At 56.1% G+C, this 20,422-nt stretch carries 16 protein-coding genes; 10 read left to right on the forward strand and 6 right to left on the reverse strand.

Features of this window, described 5'->3' with window-relative positions:
* Nucleotides 1–125 precede the first annotated feature (125 nt).
* The 3 genes from ACWHYZ_RS24165 (at nucleotide 126) to ACWHYZ_RS24175 (ending at nucleotide 3,340) form a co-directional block, all read left to right on the forward strand.
* Nucleotides 126–557, forward strand: a complete 432-nt coding sequence (locus tag ACWHYZ_RS24165; RefSeq protein ID WP_447985218.1) for a cupredoxin domain-containing protein — start codon at nucleotides 126–128, stop codon at nucleotides 555–557.
* Between the two features lie 316 nt (nucleotides 558–873).
* Nucleotides 874–1,359 carry a PH domain-containing protein gene (locus tag ACWHYZ_RS24170; RefSeq protein WP_447985219.1) on the forward strand — a complete coding sequence of 162 codons (486 nt, stop codon included), beginning with the start codon at nucleotides 874–876 and terminating at the stop codon, nucleotides 1,357–1,359.
* Between the two features lie 217 nt (nucleotides 1,360–1,576).
* Nucleotides 1,577–3,340, forward strand: coding sequence for a tetratricopeptide repeat protein (locus tag ACWHYZ_RS24175; RefSeq protein WP_447985220.1), 1,764 nt, complete (start codon nucleotides 1,577–1,579; stop codon nucleotides 3,338–3,340).
* Nucleotides 3,341–3,348: 8 nt separating this feature from the next.
* On the opposite strand, the gene ACWHYZ_RS24180 is transcribed toward ACWHYZ_RS24175, so the two are convergent.
* On the reverse strand, nucleotides 3,349–4,713 hold the full coding sequence (locus ACWHYZ_RS24180) for a M20/M25/M40 family metallo-hydrolase (RefSeq protein ID WP_447985221.1): 1,365 nt from the start codon (nucleotides 4,711–4,713) through the stop codon (nucleotides 3,349–3,351).
* 786 nt (nucleotides 4,714–5,499) lie between these two features.
* Here ACWHYZ_RS24180 and ACWHYZ_RS24185 point away from each other — a divergent pair.
* The 3 genes from ACWHYZ_RS24185 (at nucleotide 5,500) to ACWHYZ_RS24195 (ending at nucleotide 7,895) form a co-directional block, all read left to right on the forward strand.
* Entirely contained in the window at nucleotides 5,500–6,711 is a 1,212-nt protein-coding gene (locus tag ACWHYZ_RS24185) for an ATP-dependent nuclease (protein WP_447985222.1), read from the forward strand.
* Nucleotides 6,699–7,229 carry a TOPRIM nucleotidyl transferase/hydrolase domain-containing protein gene (locus ACWHYZ_RS24190; protein ID WP_447985223.1) on the forward strand — a complete coding sequence of 177 codons (531 nt, stop codon included), beginning with the start codon at nucleotides 6,699–6,701 and terminating at the stop codon, nucleotides 7,227–7,229. Before ACWHYZ_RS24185 ends, ACWHYZ_RS24190 begins: the two co-directional genes overlap by 13 nt.
* A gap of 201 nt (nucleotides 7,230–7,430) precedes the next feature.
* Nucleotides 7,431–7,895: a hypothetical protein gene (locus ACWHYZ_RS24195; protein ID WP_447985224.1), complete on the forward strand. Its 465-nt coding sequence runs from the start codon at nucleotides 7,431–7,433 to the stop codon at nucleotides 7,893–7,895.
* A gap of 16 nt (nucleotides 7,896–7,911) precedes the next feature.
* Here the strand turns inward: ACWHYZ_RS24195 and ACWHYZ_RS24200 are convergent, their stop codons facing one another.
* The gene (locus tag ACWHYZ_RS24200; protein ID WP_447985225.1) at nucleotides 7,912–9,078 is read right to left on the reverse strand and encodes an efflux RND transporter periplasmic adaptor subunit; all 1,167 of its coding nucleotides are present in this window, start codon (nucleotides 9,076–9,078) and stop codon (nucleotides 7,912–7,914) included.
* Entirely contained in the window at nucleotides 9,075–12,161 is a 3,087-nt protein-coding gene (locus ACWHYZ_RS24205; RefSeq protein ID WP_447985226.1) for an efflux RND transporter permease subunit, read from the reverse strand. Before ACWHYZ_RS24205 ends, ACWHYZ_RS24200 begins: the two co-directional genes overlap by 4 nt.
* 337 nt (nucleotides 12,162–12,498) lie before the next feature.
* Here ACWHYZ_RS24205 and ACWHYZ_RS24210 point away from each other — a divergent pair, with 337 nt between their 5' ends.
* A complete protein-coding gene (locus ACWHYZ_RS24210) occupies nucleotides 12,499–12,909 on the forward strand; it encodes a hypothetical protein (protein WP_447985227.1) in 411 nt (136 codons plus the stop codon).
* A gap of 336 nt (nucleotides 12,910–13,245) precedes the next feature.
* On the opposite strand, the gene ACWHYZ_RS24215 is transcribed toward ACWHYZ_RS24210, so the two are convergent.
* Complete coding sequence (locus tag ACWHYZ_RS24215) at nucleotides 13,246–14,169, reverse strand: hypothetical protein (RefSeq protein ID WP_447985228.1); 924 nt, start codon at nucleotides 14,167–14,169, stop codon at nucleotides 13,246–13,248.
* Between the two features lie 571 nt (nucleotides 14,170–14,740).
* On the opposite strand from ACWHYZ_RS24215, the gene ACWHYZ_RS24220 reads away from it, so the two are divergent.
* The gene (locus tag ACWHYZ_RS24220) at nucleotides 14,741–14,992 is read left to right on the forward strand and encodes an NAD(P)-binding domain-containing protein (RefSeq protein WP_447987640.1); all 252 of its coding nucleotides are present in this window, start codon (nucleotides 14,741–14,743) and stop codon (nucleotides 14,990–14,992) included.
* A 71-nt stretch (nucleotides 14,993–15,063) separates the two neighbouring features.
* Here ACWHYZ_RS24220 and ACWHYZ_RS24225 read toward each other — a convergent pair whose 3' ends face one another.
* Nucleotides 15,064–16,602, reverse strand: a complete 1,539-nt coding sequence (locus ACWHYZ_RS24225) for an OmpA family protein (RefSeq protein WP_447985229.1) — start codon at nucleotides 16,600–16,602, stop codon at nucleotides 15,064–15,066.
* A gap of 300 nt (nucleotides 16,603–16,902) precedes the next feature.
* Here ACWHYZ_RS24225 and ACWHYZ_RS24230 point away from each other — a divergent pair, with 300 nt between their 5' ends.
* On the forward strand, nucleotides 16,903–18,126 hold the full coding sequence (locus ACWHYZ_RS24230; protein ID WP_447985230.1) for a hypothetical protein: 1,224 nt from the start codon (nucleotides 16,903–16,905) through the stop codon (nucleotides 18,124–18,126).
* A gap of 1,130 nt (nucleotides 18,127–19,256) precedes the next feature.
* Here the strand turns inward: ACWHYZ_RS24230 and ACWHYZ_RS24235 are convergent.
* Nucleotides 19,257–19,655 carry a secondary thiamine-phosphate synthase enzyme YjbQ gene (locus tag ACWHYZ_RS24235; RefSeq protein ID WP_447985231.1) on the reverse strand — a complete coding sequence of 133 codons (399 nt, stop codon included), beginning with the start codon at nucleotides 19,653–19,655 and terminating at the stop codon, nucleotides 19,257–19,259.
* A 53-nt stretch (nucleotides 19,656–19,708) separates the two neighbouring features.
* Here ACWHYZ_RS24235 and ACWHYZ_RS24240 point away from each other — a divergent pair, with 53 nt between their 5' ends.
* Nucleotides 19,709–20,392: a glycerophosphodiester phosphodiesterase gene (locus ACWHYZ_RS24240; RefSeq protein ID WP_447985232.1), complete on the forward strand. Its 684-nt coding sequence runs from the start codon at nucleotides 19,709–19,711 to the stop codon at nucleotides 20,390–20,392.
* Nucleotides 20,393–20,422 lie beyond the last annotated feature (30 nt).

A 20,422-nucleotide genomic window follows, 5' to 3' on the forward strand; every position in this document is an offset into this window, starting at 1 on the left:
TGTGGAACGTGGATCAGCTGCGGCCGGCGGTACGCCAGATCCGACTCGGAATAACCAGTCAAATGGTGACGCCTCAGCACACTAACATGCTGGTGTCGCTTCATTCATCCGCAGTACAATCGGGCATGAGCGTACTGCAACGATTCAGCTCTGCCTTCGGGCTGGTGGTCTGGTCCTTCGCGGTCGGATATATCGTTTGTGATGCATCGCTCGTTCTGGCGCAAGATGCCTCCGAAGACCTCGTTCTGATCACCATGCATGCGAGGCAGTTTGATCCTCCGCTCATTGTCCTCCACGCCGGTCGTAAGACACACATGGTGCTGCGTAATGAAGATGCGGAACTGCATGCCTTTGTCCCGAACGGGCTCTTTACCGGGGTAAGTCTGAATGTGGGTGGCAACGGTGCACCTGAATTTGGCGACCATGGATTCAAAAAGGTGATTATCCCGTCCGGGGGTCGCGCCGACATCCGGTTTACGCCTGAGCGCCCAGGCGACTACCCCTTTCTGTGTGACATGCCGGGACACGAAATGCGGGGAACAATTCGGGTGGAATGAGGGGGCTAAGCAAGTTGGCCCGTGTGCTCGCACACCGCGCACACGAAGCGGTGCTCGGTGCATGCGCGCAGTGTCGCGCCATACTCACTCACCCCTCTTTTTAAGTGGTTGAGGAGAAAAGGAGAGGGAGTCAGGAGGGCACAGGATGGGTGGATTGAGCCTTGGTGCTCACTAGCGCGCACAATCAGAACATGCTCCTTTGGCGAGGGGGTGCATTTTGGCGCGCCTGGGGCGGGAAGGTGAAATACGGGCGCAGGGAGGCCAACCAACCACCCTCCTTTTTTGGGGAGGGTAGAAGAAATGAGGAAAGAGAACTATGGTGCGTATTCCTCCACTGCCTCCTCATGAACGCCTGATTTGGGAAGGGCGGTCGGCTTGGGCCGATCAAGCCGTCTTATTTATCTTTATGGGCGCAGCGGCATTGCGCCTGCTTGTCGCCTTACGGTACGGCCAATGGCTCACCGCCATCCTCTATACATTCGCGATGATCTTCTTCCTCGCCATAGGGACGCTCTTTCGCTATGCGGTGTACTACCAAATCAGTGCGCAACGGATTCGGATCCTTTCCGGATTGTGGCGGCTCCATATTCAGGACATCCCCTTGAGCCGGATCCTCTCGGTGGATGTCAAACGAGAGCTCTTGAATAGATGGTTGAATGTGGGTGCGCTGGAGGTTGAACTCGCCGAACGCGAGGGCCAATCAGTTCTTCTCAAGGGCGTGCCGGACCCGGACCGCATCCGCCGACAGATTACCCCCTTGTTATCTTCGCTGCCTTCCCCCGCCCGGCAGGCCGTTACGTGATAGGGGTCGAACACACCGTCTATGCTCCTTTGCAAGACATTGAGCCTTTGAGCGATGGGCGAACAAATCACGGGAAGGGCCTGCCCCGGCAGGCCCCGGGGTTATGGCGGGTGCAGTAAGGGTTTTTTCAACATCCTGCGGTATGCCGTCCTCTTTAAACCCGCTTCTACCGCATGGTACAGTGTCTTCTCTTTTCTAAAGAATGGAGGAAAGAAGCATGCACCGCCGCGTTCGACGTCAAATATGTGGACTGCTGAAAGTCAGCATGAGCGTAGTCGTGTTCTGCATGGGCGCAGGGATGTGGACTGGCGATGCGGCAGGGGCGGCGCCCTCCGGTACGCAGACGAAATCATCGAAGTCGGCCAAGTCGTCTCCTCACAAATCATCGCCGGCGATAGCAGTAGTGCAGCAATACATTGAAGCGGTGGCGTCCGGGAATCAAGCGGCGGCCGGGCGTCTGGATTTTGCCTGTCAGTATCGAATGGCCGTGGCGGCCCCATCGCGCTTGTCTACCTTTCCCGCCGAATCGGACCCCGTGTACACCGCATGCTGGCAGTCGCTTGAGCAAGCCCATCTCACCGTTGTCGAGCGGCGTGGGCAGGGGATGGATACGATCTGGCCTGGAAAAGGTGCGCTGGTGTTCTTTCCGGAAGATCTCACTCGCTATGCGCCATCATTTTTTGTCATGGATCGGGTCGGCACGTCTCCACCCGGCAGTGGTGTGATGGTTGAAGTGGCGGGAACGAAACCGTTACCGGCCGTGTCGTTTCGGCTCAAAGAAGGGGGGCCGGTCGTGGCAGCACCCGCGACGCTGGTCACTATGCGGGTGAACTACAAAGATGCGTTGACGTCGCCGGTGACGTACGCGCCGGACGCCTATCGATGGACCAATACGGTGAAGCGTCCGAAATCGGCGCTCAAGAGTCTCAACGTAAGTTGGGTGGCCGTGACCGGTTTGAAAAAACTTGGGTTGCCTGGCGACGTGGCTGTCGTGAACCTGCCCGTGGCGCGAATCACCGATCCGGGCGGAGCGATTCCCTTTGTCACGGAGCCCGGTGGCTATGTGAAGAATTCGGCCGTGTGGTGGGGCGCCGAAGACGCGCCGGGTTTGTTGATTGCCTCAGTCGGTCGCGCCTCGCTGCTGCCTGATCTCCACAATCGAGTCGCCTTACTGAATCGCGTGCTCATTATCGATCCCAAGCAGCCGGATGCGCTCGGGCTCTTAACGCGCGATCTTTACGAGTCTTTGTTGGGGATGTCAGAGACGCTGCATCAGACTCAGGTCAACGATCAATCCTTGGCGATGCGCTTCGATCAGCTTTATTGGGACACGTATGCGCAAACCACCCGGACAGAACTTTCGTTGGGGATGGAAATGGGCGGCTTTGATAAGCCGACGCCGGCGGATTATCTCTATCGGTTGCTGCCGGCGATGGAAATGCTGGCCAAGGTCAGACCTGAGGATCTCGAAAACCGGATCCGTCTTGGTATCGTGTATCGATGGAACAACGATCAATTGGCGGCGATCAACACCCATGAGGCCGTCGTGAAGGAAATCCCGGCCTCGCGAACCAATCAGCGCGCCAGAGCGTTGATCGAACTGGCCTGGTCGCGAATCGCCAAGGTCGCCTGGAATCGCAGTTTCGACGATCCGAATATCGCAGAGGCGTACAAGGACGCGGAGGAGGCGTACACCCAGACCGATCGTCCGATGGAGAAGTTCGCCGCCGCCTATACGATGGCCTACAGCTTACTCTTCACGCCGAACCGGGATAACCATGCGATGTTGGAACGTCTCACCGAAGCGCGTGATTGGTACCTCAAGCTGCCGGGAGCGTCACCGAAGTCGTGGGTGTATCTCTTGTCGAACGATAATATGAAGGGTGTGGTCGAGGCCGATCCGGCTTTCCAGCCGTTGATGGCGGGCGGCGATCACAGTGCCGCTCAGATTCAACCGACACCAGCCACGTCGACTCAGTAACGGCGGGCTCATTTCATTTGAGCCAGCTCTTTAAAATAGGCAGCGAACATCCGCATCCCGCCTGACGCCTGGCCCCAATCGAAATACTCGTTTGGGGCGTGATATCCATGCTCGGGCAGGCTCAATCCCATGAAGAGGATCGGCACGTTCCAAGCGCGCTGTAGAATTGAGACCGCTCCGATCGATCCGCCTTCTCGAATAAAGGCCGGCTCTTTTCCGAATCCCGCTTTGACCGCCCGCTTGGCCGCATCGGCATACGGACCATCGAACACTCCGCGAAACGGCTGCAGCATGCCTTCAGGATCCACCGTGATGCGGGGATTCTGCTTCGCCACAAACCGCTTGAACAGTCGGAAGATCTGCTCGGGTCGTTGATTCGGCACCAGCCGCATGCTGACTTTTAATTCGCCGCAGCCGGGCACCACCGTTTTCACCCCCGGGCCTGTATAGCCTCCGACCAAGCCATGCACTTCGAAAGTCGGGGCCGCCCAGATTCTCCGCAGCACGTCTTCCGCCTGCGTCGTCCTCAAGGTCTGAAAGCGATACGCCTCCATGAACCGTTTGACCTGAAAGCCGGATTTGAGGAAGTCTTTGATCTCCGCTTTCGTCGGCGGAACCACGTCATCGTAGAAGCCGGGGATCTTCACCCCCCCCGTCTTCGCATCGACACACGCATGAGCAAGCGCACAGAGCTCCGTCAGTGGATTGCGTGCGGCGCCGCCGGTCACGCCGGAATGGGCGTCCACCTCTCCGGTCCGCAATGACAGTCGCGCGCCAAGGAGACCGCGCAATCCATACGGCATGGCGGGCCGGCCCTTGGCAATCCAGATCGTATCCGACACGACGACTGAGTCAGGTCTTGGAATACGGTTCTCCGCCGCAAGCGCCATGGCGAAGTTGGGGCTGCCGATTTCTTCCTCCAGCTCCCACAGAAACTGGATGTTGATCGGCAGACCCTGATCCACCGCGTAGCGAGCCGCGAGCATGGCAGTTAACGCGGGACCTTTGTCATCCGTAGCACCTCGCCCACGATAGACCCCGTCTTCATTCCGAAAGGCAAAGGGGGCCTGCCGCCATTCCGGTTCTTGCGCAGGCTGCACATCCAGATGGTTGTAGATCGTTACGGTGGGATGCTTCTTGCCGGTCGACCAGCCACCGACGACGACGGGATTGCCCTTGGTTTCGACAATGCGGGCCTGTGCTCCCTGACTCTTGAGGAGCTGAACCGCCATGGTCGCCATCCGGCGCATATCCTCTTTGCGAGATGGATCCATGCTGATCGATGGGACTTCCACCATCTCGGCAAGCATCTGTTCGAAACGAGGACGCGTAGAGGTGATATACGATTCCAGTGGCCCATCAGATCGTGTCATCGAGTGTCCTTTCAGCGGTCAATTGCGTGCGCTTTGCTTTTGCAAAAGTTGTTTCGGAGCGGCAGTCTAACTTGATCAGACTTCGGTTTCAAATCTATGGTCGGCCCTGGCGCGTGGGTTCGTAAAATTGATTTCTCATGAAGCTCGGGTATGGGTAGTGCTCCAAAAAGGCCGACCTATAAGAGTTATGGCAAAAAAGAACACGCTGATGACAGCGGCTCGCAAATCAAAGGCAAAAAACTCTTCTGCGGACTCAGTTACTGCGTTTAAGTATCCATCCAAAGGGAAGGCTATTTTCCCCAAATCAGCGAAGCCAAAAACGGAGTCACAAAAGTTTGCGGAAGGGTGTCGGGCGAGCGCTCCGGAGGACAGCCAAAGTGGCTCGCAAGGTGGCCAAGCAACAGGGCACCCCGATTTATGTGTGGGAAGACGGTAAAGTCTAGCAAAGGAACCTTGACCATTCTCCTCGCGGCCGACGATCCGATCCGCTCCAGTCGCTCGATTAACCCATCCATTGTTTCCGTGAATTCAGTTTGGCGTTACATCTTATGGTTTGTGCCACTCTTTCACGGCGGGGTGATTTCCCAAGTGAAAAAGGGTATCCTTCAGCCCAATGTAATGGGCACGATGTGATGTGCTGAGAAGACGAACTCGCCGCATGACTACGCTCGGCTTCACGGAATCGGTCGTTGGAGACTCAGCTTCGCGTGACACGCCGCTGCCCGGGCTTCTGTCGGGCGAACTGCCGCCCGGGCACACGGATCGAAATGTTCAGGATGCCACCACATGAGGCTAACTAGTGTGACGATTCACAACTTCCGTGGCATTCTCCATCAGAACATCGTGCTCAAGGAGTATAGCCTGCTTGTTGGGCCGAACAACGCTGGTAAGAGCACCGTCATCGACGCGATCCGCGCCTTCTACGAAAAGGATGGTTTCAAATACAAGCACGACCGAGACTTTCCGTTCGTGCTCACCACCGACCAGGAGTCCTGGGTCGATCTCAGTTTCAGCTTGACCGGCCCCGAGCATGCCTCACTAGCCGACGATTACAAGGCATACGATAAAACGGTTCGGGTGCGAAAATACTTCAAGGCTTTGGACAAGAATCGCGAAGGAACTATCTTTGGATTTAGGACGGACGGAATGCTCTCGACGGATGCTTTCTATGGTGCAAAAAACGTCCAAAGTGGAAAGCTCGGTGACATCGTATTCATCCCAGCCGTGAGCAAGGTGGATGACCACACTAAGCTGAGCGGCCCCTCGGCGCTTCGAGACCTCTTGACGAACGTGCTAGAGGCTGTCGTTGAATCGAGTCCGTCCTACCAGAAGTTCTCGGAAGATTTCGACACGTTTGCCAAAGGCATTAAGACGGAAAAGACCACTGAGGGTCGATCCTTGATAGGGATTGAATCAGAGTTGACCGAGTTGTTGGACACCTGGGGCATCCACTTTCGACTTGATCTTCGGTCTCCTTCCACGGCTGAAATCGTGAAGACACTGCTCTCCTACCAATGCGTGGATAATTCTCACGGAAAGGCACTTGCGGCCGACCAATTTGGGTCCGGCTTTCAACGGCACTTCATCTATTCGCTGATACAGCTCGGGGCGCGCAATGTGGGGAAGAAGCCGTCGAAAAAAACCAAGGATTTCACGCCATCCTTGAACCTGATCCTGTTCGAAGAGCCTGAAGCGTTCCTTCACCCGCCGCAACAAGAGCTCCTTGCCAAAAACCTCGTGACGCTGGCCAGTAAGGCCGATCAACAGGTCCTTTGCTCGACACATTCATCGCACTTCGTTAGTCGCAATGCCGACAACATTCCTTCCTCGCTCGGCTTAGAAGGGATGACGGGAAGATCTCCGTGGGGCAGATCGAAACGAAGGCGTGGACGGAGATCGTTGACTCGAATCAGGCACTCAACAAGATCGCGACCAAGTGGCCGAAGCTTAAGAGCCGATTGGAGTTGGACGATTGGAAGCCGGAAATGGAAACCGTGAAGTACTTCCTCTGGCTCAACCCGGACCGTTCCAGCGTGTTCTTTGCAAATCACGTCTTGCTGGTGGAGGGCCCGACTGAGGTTGCACTTGTCACTCGCCTTGTTGGCGACGGTAAGATTAAGAACGCCGAGTGCGGGCTTTACGTCCTCGACTGCATCGGAAAGCACAACATCCATCGCTTCATGAATCTCCTTAGTCACCTTGGAGTGTCGCATGCAGTAATTCATGACGATGACGACGACAAAGACGAGCACGAAGAAATCAATCGGCTGATTGAGGAATCGAAGCACGCGACCCTGACGCTATGTGTCCAACGAATTGCAGGCAAGTTGGAGACGATGCTCGGGGTGCCTTCGGCTGGGTCGCCGCACCGGAAACCGCAACACGTCCTCTACCAATACGACACCGGGAAGATCGATACTGTGAAGCTCCGGAAGTTCTGTTCGGCTGTGGAAGAGTGTTTACCCTTAATGCCTGCCGTTGTCTCGCCAGTTGGGCTAGCGATACCAAGCAAATGAGCGCAGTCACTGAATCTACCGCCGAAAAAGCCGTTCTCAGTTGGCTAGAGGCCTGTGTATGCGGTGCTTTCGCACTCGGGACACTGGGCGCCGACCACCACGACCCGTCCTACCACGACGTGGTGTTGGAGTAGCGCGTGAGGGAAGTCCTTGGACGTCTTAACGCGGATCTCTGATCTGAGGCGCTGGTGTAGCGTAATTGTGGAGTACACCAACTGCTTTGTCGTCGCACTCGTCTTTCTGATCGCCTTATTGACGGGTACGTCCGCCTTCTCCGACGATTCCGTTTCCATCAGCGACATTGTGGCCGATCCCGAGACCTTTCATTTGAAGAAGGTCACCATTCAAGGTGTCGTCGGTCGCGTCAAGGAGTTGGAGCCGTACTATCTGCCATCGGGCAGTGCCTGTTATGGCGCCTATACCTTTTTGCTGGAAGATGACAGCGCGAATGGAGCGGTGCTGGATGTGGCGGTGCTCGGTATCTGCGGGGCGCCGCGCGTCCGCTTCCCGGAAGTCGCAGATGGCGACCGAATCAGAGTGCAGGCTGAGATACAGGTGCCGAGCCGCTTTGGGCAGTCTCGGGCATTGGACGGGACTTGGATAGCGAAAGGCCATGAACCGGCTGTCCAGGCCATCGCGAAAAGCATTTCTCGCGTGGAAGAATAGCCGCTGCGACCTTCGCCTATGGCCGAGGCGGCCCCTTTTCTAAGGCGCCTTCGAGCAATAACCCACCCTTCATCACAATACGTTCCCCGACTTTGACGCCATCGCGGATTTCGATGAGTTCTCCGGACAGCGGTCCGGTTACGACCTCGCGGCGTTCGTACTCGACCGGACTCCGTTGAACATAGGTGAAGGTCTTGCCATCGATTCGAATCAGCGCCGATGGCGGAACCCCTAAGCCCTCGGTCTGCGAAGCGACGTCGATCTGAATCCGTACGAACATGTCTGCCTTCAGCTTATGATCGAGGTTCGCGACATCGCATCGGACCTTAATCGTCCTGGTCGCGGCGTCCACGACATCTCCGATATAGGCAATCGTGGCCGGGAAAACGATCTTCGGAAATGAGTCGACGTGCACGGAGGCGGTCATCCCCGGTTTCAGCATGCGCAGATCGCGTTCATACACTTCCCCCACGGCTTGCAGCAGATCCGGGTTTGCAATCGTGTACAGCACCTCGTCCGATTTCACGAGCTGACCCACCGTGACCTGCTTGTCAACGATCACGCCATCAAGCGGCGACTTGACATCAAACCGAGCCGTAATTTGACGCTGGTCCACCGGCTTCGCCAGTTCGCTCTCCGGGACGTTGAGCACGAGCAATCGTTCGCGTGCGCGTACATATTCCGCCTCGGCCTTCTGCAGATCGTTTTCCGCCTGCTCGTATTCTTTCTCAGGAAGTGCCTTCACCTTGTAAAGGTCTGAGGTAAGCTGAAACGACTGGTGTGCCAATCGCCGGTCTGATTCGGCCTTGGTGAAATCGGAGTAGGCCGTTCCGATGTCGGCACTCTGAATGGTCAGTAACGCCTGACCCTTACGCGCGATGTCACCCAGGCGACCTCGGACTGACTTGACGACGCCGGGTAACGGTGAAGAGAGCCTCACGAAACCATCGAGTCCATATTGCATCCGTCCTTGAACGATGACTTCTTGCCTCACCGCATTGTGGAGCAGCGGCTTCACGACCAGTTCACGCATCGCTTCAGGGTTGACGCGTACCACATTCGCACCGGCGTTCGACGCGCGCTCAGCAGGGACGGCTTGGCTCTCACCATCTCTGCTGCATCCGGCCACCAGCAGCAGGCAGGCCAGAATCACGCCGGTGTTGTTGTGGATCAGGCTCGTCATGGGCTAGGCCTTCGAGTAGGAACGGCATCGCGTCGATGCACCATTTGATAGAGCACCGGCAGCACCACGAGAATGAGCACAACGGAACTCAACATGCCGCCTACCACGACTCGCGCCAGCGGCTGCTGGGCTTGTGCTCCTATTCCCGTCGCGACCGAGGCCGGCAGTAGTCCGATGCCGGCCGATAGGGTCGTCATCATCACCGGCCGCATACGGACTTCGGCGGTTTGTAAGATGGCGGCTTTCAGATCCGACCCCTTGTCGAGAAAGTGCCGAATTTTCGACACATCGATGAGCGCGCCTTGAATCGCCACGCCGAACACCGACAAAAAGCCCACGGCGGCAGAAATACTGAAATGGGTCCCCGTCAACAGCAACGCAAGAATGCCGCCGACCAGAGCAAACGGCACCGCAGCCAGCACCAAGAGGCCATCGCGTAGTGAATGGAGCGCATAGGAGACGATGAGCAGAATGACGAAGAGGCTCACCGGAACAATGGTGGCCAGACGGTGCTTTTCAATTTGCAACTGACTATATTCACCATGCCACTCGAGATGATATCCATTGGGCACCTGCACCTGCTCGGCAATCCGCTTGATCGCTTCCTGAACCGTGCGCTCCAAGTCCCGGCCACGGACGCTGAATTTTACGGGAACATAGCGCTGATTGTTTTCTCGATAGATCATGAATGGTCCGACGGATTCTTTGATGGTCGCCAGTTGCTTGAGCGGGATGCGGCTCTGTTCTGACGTGATGACCTGAATATCGCCGATGCGTTGAGCATTTCGACGAAACTCCGGGAGAAACCGCACCACGAGTTCGAACCATTTTTCTCCCTCAAAGACCTGCGTCACGCTTTGGCCGCCTACCGCGGCTTGGATCACCGCATTGACGTCGTCTACTTCAAGCCCATATCGAGCCGTGGCTGACCGGTCGACCTCGATCGTGAGATTGGGCTGCCCCAGGCTGCGCAACACCCCCAGGTCCCTGATGCCTGCGATATCCTTCATGATCGACTCAATGTCATTGGCCGTCTTCTCGAGGACCGCCAAATCGGGCCCGAATACTTTAATGGAGTTCTCCCCTTTGACGCCGGTCATGGCCTCTTCGACGTTATCTTGAATGATCTGCGAAAAATTGAGCGTAATGCCGGGAAAGCGATCGCTCAGTTCGGCCTCGATTCGCGAAATCAATTCGGCTTTGTTGCCGATCTCGCGCCTCCAGGTCTTGGCCGGTTTGAGATCGACCAGAAATTCAGCGTTAAAGAAGCTTGTGGGATCCGTGCCGTCATCGGGGCGCCCCAGTTGGGACACCACCGTGCGGGTCTCCGGGTATGTCCGGAAAACGCTTCGCATGTCCGTCACGAGACGGCCGGCTTCTTCGAATGAAATGCCGATTGGCATCGTCGCTCTGAGCCAGATATTGCCCTCCTCAAGAGGAGGCATAAATTCCCCGCCCAAGAGGAACCACATCCCAAGCGATCCGGCCAACAAGATGCCTGCCACCAAAACGACCCGTCCTTCACGGTCCAAGGCCCGGTCCAACATTTTGAGATACCAATGTTGCATGCGTCTGACAATCCACGTGTCCTGATCCGGCAATTTCGTGTTCAGAAGCCAGGATGCCAATACCGGTGCCAGTGTAAATGCCATGAGGAGGGCGCCAGCGAGTGCACAGACGTAGGTCAATGACATGGGCGCAAAAATCTTTCCCGGCACGCCGGTCATCGTAAACAGCGGAATAAATGCCACGATGATGATCGACGTGGCAAAAAAAATGGGGCGTCCCACATCCCGGGCGGCATGGACAATGTCGTCCTGGATGGATGCGCGAGAGTCGCGCTTGTGCGTCAGTTGATAAAAGACATTTTCCACCATCAAAAGGGTTGAATCGACGATAATGCCGAAATCGATGGCTCCGAGGGAGACAAGATTGGCCGACTCCCCCATGGCCACCATCAGAATGAATGTAAACAACAGGGCCATCGGCACCGACAGGGCGACGATGACAGCGGTTCGAAAGTGACCGAGAAAGATAAAGAGGGTGATGAAGACGAGAGAAATTCCAGTGAGCACGATGTCCATCACTGTCTCAATGGTCGTGTGGATTAAGACGCTTCGGTCGTACACCGGCTTGATCTGAACGCCTTCCGGCAGCTGGCCGGCATTCAACTCTGCAATTTTGTGTTTGACCTGGTCCAGCACCGGCAGAGAGCGATAGCCACGCATTAACAGGACGATGCCTTGCACCACATCGTCCCGGTCGTCGATCCCGACCTTGCCGAGGCGCACACGATAACCCCGTTTCACGGCGCCGACGTTTTTGACGAGGATCGGAGTCCCGTCCTTTTCTGCGATCATGACGTTTTCAATATCGTCAAGATCTCGAATGAGTCCGACCCCACGGATATCGAAGCTCTGCGCGCCGAGCGTCAAGTAGTTGCCGCCGGCATTCGCATTACTTTGGCTGATGGCGGAAATGACTTGCGGAGTGCTCACGCCATACGAGAACAGGAGGCCAGGGTCCAATTCCACGTGATACTGCTTTGTGGTGCCACCGAACGCCGTAACGTCGATGACCCCATGCACCCGTTTGAACTCCCGATTGAGATGCCAGTCCTGAATGGTCTTCAAGTCCGTCAAGGTTTGCCCGGATCCCGCCAACTCGTATCGATAAATCTCCGCGAGCGCCCACCACGGCGAGATGGTTGGCTGCACGCCTCCCGGCAGGGAGAGAAACGCCAGTCGGCTTAACACTTCCTGTCGGTCCCGAAAGTATTCCGTGTTGTAGTCAAAATAGAATTTGATATCGCTGAGGCCGAAAAGAGACACCGAGCGGGTATGGCTTAGACCGGGCATTGCCGCAAGAGCGAATTCAATGGGCAGCGTAATCTGACGCTCAATCTCTTCAGCGGATAGCGCAGGCTCTTGAGATATCACTTCAATCATGGGGGGAGACGGATCCGGATACGCCACGATATCAAGGGAATGGAAGGCATAGAGTCCGCCGAACAAGAGGAGCACGCCGAGCACCAACACCATGGTCCGATGGGCTAAGGCTACCTCAACCACACCGGAAATCATCGTATCTGCTCAACGGCCATAGCCGTCACCATACGGGTCCGCATCTGGGTTCACTCGCGATACCGTTCTCTTTGCTTCATCGTACTAGGAGCCCGACGCGGCCCTTGTCAGAAAACGGCTTGTGAATTGTCAGGTAAATCCTACTTCACGAGGTTTTGTTGTGGAGCTTCTTTATCTGCTGTATGGAACTGTAATCCCCTGCCGGGCCCTTGAGGCATGACTCAACCAGAGCAATAGACCTTGTAGTCAGCACAGTGGAAACAAGCGGTAGCAATGGCCCCTGACATGGGATAGGATCGGCGCTCATGGGATCCCGGCTTACTCTGGAGGCACCGATATGCCAAACTGGGTCAAAAGAAGTCTTGTATTACTCGTCGCCGTCTTTTTCGCGGGCTGCGGCATGTCACGCAGCCATCCACCTCGGACCTCGGATGCCGTCTCAGTGGAAACTCCAGCTCAGGTTGCGGGGGTGTGGAAGGGAAACACAGGGAGGCTGTCATACCTCTGGAGCGATGGCGACCTAATGGTCAGTATCGCGCCTGGTGGAAGTTATGTTGTATGGAGCGATCGAGGTCCGACTCCCGCCGTGGAAGCCGGCAGGCTGTTCGCTCTCGAGGGACAGCTCATATCAGACCGGCAGGGGCTTATCTCCACCGTGACTGTCGTGAAGCCGCATGACGAGCCTACCCTTGTCCCCGAGGTGAACGGGAAAGACGGTACTTACTACTATGTTCCCTTGTCGCGTTAGTGCGATGTGCATGCCGGTGTCGGAATCTGCGGCTGTGGCGTAACCCCACATGCTGAAGATCCCGGTTATAAGAAGGCTTATGTCCGCTGAGGGAGATGTATCGGCATTCGGCTCATTTCTTCCCCTCTAGCGCCCTGTGGCCATCTTACGACCACGAGCTTGTCTACCCCTGATTGGCCACCCCCCGCCTCACCGGCACGTCGGATGAGCTGCCGAACCTGCGCCGCTTCGCTCTCAAAGGAAATACTTCAAAGCGTTCCCTCGTGGGATCACATCCCAGAAGCGCAGTGGCCATCAGTTCTGTGCTCCTCCCACAAGGTCTGGATTTAGCCCAATCTATTGGCAGCCCTGCTGGCCCCACCGGAATATCCTACCGTTCATGCCGGCCGACACAATCGCTTGGCACTGAGTCTGCCAGGTGCCACCGGCGCCGCTGGCGCTGACAGCGACCGTCCATGTGCCGGTCCGAAGATTGCCGACCATCTGCCCATACGAACATCGAGCCGTATACAACCCTGAGGCTGCATCTTGCAGCCATGCCGGAGTCGGATTTGCCGTGACGGTATTCGTATAGGGCGTATTGACACCAGTCGCCCCGGTGAGGGTGTTCGGGGTTACCGTCCATGTAAGCGTTGCCTGACAAAATCCCGGCGGCGCGGTCGTCGTTTGAAACGGACCCAAGTCATGATTGGCCGAGAGAAAGAGCTGCCCTGTGGTCGGGGGAGGCGGCTGTCCTGTGCCGGGACCTCCTCCAACGATAATATTGGTCGACACCGGGTTATAGGTTATGTTGATGCTCTGGCTCATCGCATGGAAATTGGTCGCCGTAGCCGTCAGGATGACCGGCGTGGACAAGGTCACGACCATCGGTTGACTGCCGGGGCCACCGGCGTCATTTGTCCCCACCAGGCTGAGTAAATCCGGTACGCGCCCACTCGCATCCGGTGTGCTGGTGGTCGTCACGTGATACAACGTTTTGCCGCCTTGCATCATGCTGATGCTAAACTCCTGCACGCCACCCGGGTTTTTGGCGCTGCCGCTGAACTGCACCTGCGCCCCTTGCGTGACATTGACTGACGTCGTCATGCCGACATTGGCTTTCCCGGGTTCCACGTCTCCGCTATACCCACTCGGTTGCTGCACCACGAACGCGTTGATCGTGATATTCGGGGCCGTATCTTGTCCGGCGGGCGGAATCGTGACATTTTGAGAACAGGCCATACAGCTCAACACCATGAGATTCAGCATGAGTCTTTTCACAGGTCCTCCTTACGCACATCATCAATCTGATCTACGCCAGCGAGAGGTGGCTCAAACCGATTGAAAGCTCCTCGCTAAGGGTGTACGTCATGCGACGAGGTCTCGCCCTCTTGGTACGCGTCTTTTGTGTGGCTTGTGGACGGCGGTGCAATTATCTATCTCCACTCGTCAGCCTCCTTGAGGCGTTGACTCGGACCATGCTTGATAGGGATGCTCATTCGATGTGCACACCAACATTGTCGTTTACATTGTGCTGGTAAGGGGGCGGGGAAATAGCTTCATCGAGATATCCGGTCGCTCTCGAACGCATAGCGTTACTCTAAGACTTCGATAAGGAGGGGTCTAGTCGTTAAGCACCTACAAATCCCTAAGCTGCTCACTCGGAATATTTCAGAATGTTTGTGACATGAGCGCATCCGCTTGACTCCCTGCCCATGCTGTGGTGTCTCACCTATCATTGGAGGAACCGAGATGTTCCGGAAGGACGGCACATGCAAATTATGAGCGTCGTGAATGATGCGCGACGTTCGGATACAACACATAGTACCCCTCGAGTACGCGAGTCGGCTGGATCGGCATCGGCATCATGGGCGCGGCCCTGTCGGCACACCTGCTCAAGCACGGGTATGGAATCACGCTGCATACCCGAACGAAGGCGCAAGCGGTGGGTCGGTTGGCCGAAGAAGGCCGCTGGGCTGAAACTCCGAAATCGCTTGCCGAACAGTCCGATGTGATCTTTACGATGGTCGGACTTCCGCAAGACGTGCGAGACGTCTATTCCGGTAACGCTCGTTTATTGGCTGGTTGGTGGACATGGCGATGATATCGCCGCACTTGGCGCAAGAGATCCATGAGGCGGCGAAGACACGAGGCACTACATACCATGCCTTCGCTTTAAGGCATGCTCGTAACACTCAGATCCTTTGGATGAAGTCCGATATGGATGCGCAGTTCATTGACGTGTAACTCTTCTCCTCGATCAGTGGTTCCGACCCGTACTGCAAATCCTCCGGCTGATACATTAGATGCCGGCACGCCGCCTTTCTCGATAAAGTACTGACGAACCGCGATGGCCCGTTCACCGGACAATACCCAATTCGACTGAAAGCGCACACGTTCCTGCAGGTTAGCGCCGGCAGTGGTATACGGCGTGTAGCCTTCTATACGGATGTATTTGTCGGTGAGACTTTGAAAAACGGCACTGGCTCGCCTCAGCACCGTCAGCCCTTTAGCATGGAGCTCACTTTGTCCGTAGCTGAACAAGGCTTGCTTCTTCAAGTTCACGATGAGCTGGTCCTCCAACTGCTGAACCTTAATATCCTCATGCGCGATTTCAGCCAAAAAAACGCTTTGCAACGCCTCCTGAGCTTTTGTCAGTTGGCTACGCTCATCCTCCGGCACGCCCTTGGGTTCCAGAGGTTTCCTGTCTACCACCTGGTTCTCGGTGGTCTCCATTGGACTAGACTGCTCTAGCTTGCCCTCGCGATCCGGCAGTACCGCGAGCAGTGGTCCTTCGCGCTCCGCCCGACTTCCCTGCTCGTCAACAGCGGTAAAAGTCTGGCTCATCTCTGATATCCGGCGCCTGGCGTGACTCAGCTCTGGGGTAAGCTGTTGCGACTGTAGCTCATTGTCTAGGTGTTGCATGCCGATATGCGCCCCCTCCGCCTTGAGCCTATCGTTCTCTTCGCTGAGCCGGCTGATATGACGATCCGCCTCCGCCAACGCCTCATGCGCCTGCGTGAGCTCGTCGTGCAAGGTATGGATCTGTCGCTGAACCGCATCCCGATCGTGAGATACCGCCACGATTGCGTTCTGTTCGGCCTCCAAGGTCGCACTCATCTCCCGCTGCCGTTCGTCAGCCATATTCAGACGAATAAAAAGCTCTTCCTTTTCACGCCCTTCAGCTTGCGCGGCAGCCCTCATTTCCTCGAGGGCCTGGTTCATTGCTTGCCGCTCCTGGTGCGCGGCACTGAGCTCCTTCTGCATGGTAACGATTTCGCCCTGTAGGCGTTCTGCTTTTTCCTTCAGCTCTGTGGCGACCCGTTCGAGCTCATCGCGCTCTGCCTGAAGTCGGCCGATCTGCTCGTGAAGCTCAAAACGCAGCGCGCCTTCCGATTGCAGGTTGGCGACTGCGGTGTCACGCTCCGCCGTAACTTTTACGAGCTCGGCATGGGTCTCCTGCGATACATCCGACAGCCTTCTGATCTCTTCCACACGAGCTTCCTCACTGCTGCCCGATAGAGTCGCTGCTCTCGTCTCAACCTTCAGAGCTTCAATTGCAGCAGTCTGCTCACTCATACTCCGCTGAACGTTGTCGAGTCGAGACATCACGTTGTCAAGTTGCAGCGTTGTTTGCGCGGGCTCTCGTTGTCCGACACATCCCACAAAGGGAGTGATGGCGACGAGCAAGCCGATAAACACAACGGCTTTCATGATGAACTCCACGATTAAAAGTTAGTTCGCCTCCTCTGACGGCTCGTCGGGTAGCTTACGCGAGAGAGGTGAGTAGATAAATCACTGATCACCCCTAAGGTGGCTAGGCATGTCCTCACCAGGTTCTACGGAGAGTTCGAAGTCCGTTAATTACAGCCGGCCAGAGACGTTCAAGACCTCTAACACCTCGCTATAGTTAGTAAGAAAGAGTTCTACAACCGTTCTTCAGGTAGGCTTATGGCGTCTCTACAAGAGTGTGATTACTCTCGGGATGGTCGGCCTTGATCTGCCAGCCATCACATGCGCACTGCGAATTTAGTCACCGTTGTTATTTCGTTGAGTGAGCTGCTATGGGCAAGTCTTGCCGGATGTCAAAGCGATATGACTGTGGCGCGGGTTGAAACCGGGCATGCAGCGAGTGTGGTGTCTGCCCTCCGCAACAATGATTCGTTCTTCGACTTCTTGCGGGCGCGCACGTCACCTGCGACAGGAGAAGGTGTCGAGTTCGAAGGGATCTTGCCGGGGTCGACGCCGAACCACCCAGTACGAGCCATATTATTCCCTGGACGGACAGACCGTCGGGCACTGATCATTAGCGGCGTTCATGGTGACGAAGCGGCAGGAATTGAAGTGGTGAATCGCCTTCGAAGCTTGCTTCGACGCAGGGCCGCGGCCCACGACCCACCCTTCTTCACGACCATCTTGGTGCCGGTCGTTATTCCGAGAACCTCGGCCACCGGGCAACGCTATGTTCCAGGCGGCATTGGCCTCATTGAGGACGGCGCCGGTAACAAGAAGAAGCCGAAAGTTGTGCGGCACGACATTGAGCCGAATTTGAATCTGCCGTTGCCAGGGGAGAACTATAAGATGGCGCGCTCCCATGGAGCGCGAAGGTCCACTGACCCGGAGCTCTTTATTAGAGTACCCTCAAAATCCGGAAAGGCACACAAACGACCGGCTAGGGGACAACGGACGAGTATCCGGATGTTGCCGGAGACCCGCATGCTTCTCCAGCTTATTGAGCACCTTCAGCCTGAGCGATTGGCCGCCATTCACGCACACAGTCGCGAAGGCACTTGTTACCCCTGCAAGGACGGCCAACTAACGGAGTGTGGAGGAGAAGGGCCGGGGATCTTTGTCGATCCTCGTGGCATGGATCCAATTTCTCATAAAGTCATAAATTCTCGTCAATACAAAGCAGATAGATTACTGGCCAGTCGTATGCTGAAGGATGCCCTTCACCGTCTTAAGCGAGATCCACTTCCGAAGACAGAGGACAGCACGGCATCTTTTTCTCCTTTCGCCGGCAACACCGCCTGCCTTCCCTCCACCGTGGAGTATTTTTCGCCACGTCTGACCGAGGGAAACTCCCTGGGCGATTGGGCTCCAGTTCCAACTCCTGGCCGCGCGGCGATCACGACGTTGACCATAGAGCTACCGAAGTACCAAAAAATTGATGCAGCAGCGAGTCGTATGATTGATCTGTATCGGGATTTGTTGGCTGATGTCTTCTTAAGGCGCTAACCGCTCAGGCTCAGCATAATAGTTGGATTGACATCGCAAACTTTGCGGAGACTAGTCGTTTTGCCGGGCCTCGCTCTCGTTCACCAGCCCTATCTATCAGTACAAGCGCACGGCTAGGGCCGATGCCGGGACCCACGCCCTGATACTCGCATTGGACGACCGTCGCATGTGAAGGTCACGCAGAAATCTCAATCTGCCTAACTCCCCCGGAATTCCTCATAAACCAAAACTAGTGGAATCAGATTGATCAGATGCCGTGTGGGTAGTAACCCGCAATTGATGTCCACAGTATGAGCGTATAGAATTTACACATGAAAGCCGCGGCGGCCGTTTTCCTAAACATTCTGCTTCTCGTTCTCACGTTCAACGCCTATGCATGCCTCCTCCCGCTCCCTTCCGCCTCGGCCTCTATGCCAGCGGACTGCTCCTCTTCGGATCATGGCGTTCCTCCACAAATCTGTGATGCCTTTACAACGATAGGCCCACAGAGCGGGACAGATTCGGTTCAGCCCATCTCGCTTGCGGGATGCCCACTCCTCGAACACTGCTCTGGCCTCTTTTCGGCAAGAGTTATCTCCACGCGCATCCCGGATCGCTCGTTCTCAGCTCCTTCCACCCACTGTTCAATCAAAAGCACCGTGCTTCGCATCTGATACCTTCACATAGTCCGATTCGCTTAACCGTTAACCCTAAGCCTCGTCCCGTTCGCCTCGAAAGGCTTGGGCGTACCTGGGAGGCGTGAAAGGAGGTGAGTCGGATGTGCCCTCTTGAGCAAGCATTGGGCTACTGCCCCTGGCAGGTCGTGAGTTATCTCATGTCCGTCTTGGGCCTTCAGTAGTCGGAACGGGCGGCTGAAGCGACTGCTTCAGTCGCCCCTCTCGCAGGATCGGCAGAGTGCCTTTTGCATACAAACTGTAATATGCCGCGGTCGTCCCGTCCACGGCGGCAAAGGCACACGTCAAATGTGTACTCCGTTTCACCGCGCCAGAAAGGGGAGAATAGGAATCTTCGTGAGACGTACACCAGGGAGCGTAGTATCTGAAATGTGCAGGTCCTTACTGAATCAGATACCGACAAATCAACGTAGTGTTCTGCGGAAAGTAGAACGACATGGCCCGCCCGGAGACAAATTACTCTGACCGTATCAATGTGACGTGCACATCGCGCTCCCGTGGCCCATCGAGTTCGACGAGTAACACGGATTGCCAAGTTCCGAGTAGTAGAGCGCCGTCAAGCACGGGAATCGTGAGTGAGGGACCCAGAATCGATGATGCCATGTGTGACCATGCATGCGAGGGATCATGACCATGTCGAAAGTCGATTTTGGGGATCATCTGTTCGACGACGTCCAGCAAATCCTTTTCCGTTCCTTCCCCTACTTCACCGGTCGTGAGGCACGCCGTCGTATGGGTGACAAAGACAGAGCACAGCCCTTCCGCCATCGCGTTCTCAGAAAGTATCTGATTGAGCCGATCGGTAAGATCTACGACCTGCTTGAGGCGCGCGGTTTTAATTTTCAAGTGCTCCATAGCCCCATTATAACAGTTCGACACTCATCGTCATGTCAGTTAGATTGAGGCCTATGGGCAAACCGCTGCGCATAGGACACCGCGGGGCCGCCGGCCACGTCCTGGAAAACACGATCGGCTCGATAGAAACAGCCATCGAGCTCGGCGTGGACTACGTCGAGATCGATCTTCGCCTCACCCGCGATGGCCACGTCGTCGTGCTCCACGATGCAACGATCGACCGAACGACAAACGGCCACGGGCGAATCAAAGATCTCACCCTGGCGCAGCTCAAACGAATCAAAACGAAAGATGGCCAGCACGTGCCGACGTTAGAGGAAGTGCTGAAGGTCACAGACGGTCGGGTCGGACTCATGTTGGAATTGAAAATCAGAGGCCTGGCAAAACGGGTGACCGAAATCGTGGAGCGAAGCGCGTTCAGCAGCCCCGTGATCTATGCGTCATTCCACCATAAAGAGCTATCAGGTGTGCGAGAATGGCTTCCCTCGGCCACGATCATGCCACTCATCAGCCGTGCACGCATTACCGCTCGCATCCCGGCCAAGCTCAACGCTCATCATGTCGGTATCAGGTTTGATCGAGTGGTGAAGCCGGTCGTTGCATCAATGCACGGTGCGGGTTTCCAGGTTTTCGTCTTCACCGTGAACGATGCTGACGACATCGCACGCATGAGTGACATGGCAGTCGATGGCATTATTTCAGATATGCCGCAAGCCTTTCGCGCCAGGCGCCCATGACATCAAGTGGTTACAGCCGCGCACGGCAGC

It is taken from the genome of Nitrospira sp. Nam74, from assembly GCF_965152615.1.

Bases quoted from the DNA above. Each gene is read 5' to 3' on its own strand.
- ACWHYZ_RS24185 (WP_447985222.1), top strand. From the start codon at position 5,500: ATGAGGCTAACTAGTGTGACGATTCACAACTTCCGTGGCATTCTCCAT.
- ACWHYZ_RS24210 (WP_447985227.1), top strand. From the start codon at position 12,499: ATGCCAAACTGGGTCAAAAGAAGTCTTGTATTACTCGTCGCCGTCTTT.
- ACWHYZ_RS24200 (WP_447985225.1), bottom strand. From the start codon at position 9,078: ATGACGAGCCTGATCCACAACAACACCGGCGTGATTCTGGCCTGCCTG.
- ACWHYZ_RS24225 (WP_447985229.1), bottom strand. From the start codon at position 16,602: ATGAAAGCCGTTGTGTTTATCGGCTTGCTCGTCGCCATCACTCCCTTT.
- ACWHYZ_RS24230 (WP_447985230.1), top strand. From the start codon at position 16,903: ATGCGCACTGCGAATTTAGTCACCGTTGTTATTTCGTTGAGTGAGCTG.
- ACWHYZ_RS24180 (WP_447985221.1), bottom strand. From the start codon at position 4,713: ATGACACGATCTGATGGGCCACTGGAATCGTATATCACCTCTACGCGT.
- ACWHYZ_RS24240 (WP_447985232.1), top strand. From the start codon at position 19,709: ATGGGCAAACCGCTGCGCATAGGACACCGCGGGGCCGCCGGCCACGTC.
- ACWHYZ_RS24165 (WP_447985218.1), top strand. From the start codon at position 126: ATGAGCGTACTGCAACGATTCAGCTCTGCCTTCGGGCTGGTGGTCTGG.
- ACWHYZ_RS24170 (WP_447985219.1), top strand. From the start codon at position 874: ATGGTGCGTATTCCTCCACTGCCTCCTCATGAACGCCTGATTTGGGAA.
- ACWHYZ_RS24205 (WP_447985226.1), bottom strand. From the start codon at position 12,161: ATGATTTCCGGTGTGGTTGAGGTAGCCTTAGCCCATCGGACCATGGTG.
- ACWHYZ_RS24235 (WP_447985231.1), bottom strand. From the start codon at position 19,655: ATGGAGCACTTGAAAATTAAAACCGCGCGCCTCAAGCAGGTCGTAGAT.
- ACWHYZ_RS24175 (WP_447985220.1), top strand. From the start codon at position 1,577: ATGCACCGCCGCGTTCGACGTCAAATATGTGGACTGCTGAAAGTCAGC.
- ACWHYZ_RS24190 (WP_447985223.1), top strand. From the start codon at position 6,699: ATGGAAACCGTGAAGTACTTCCTCTGGCTCAACCCGGACCGTTCCAGC.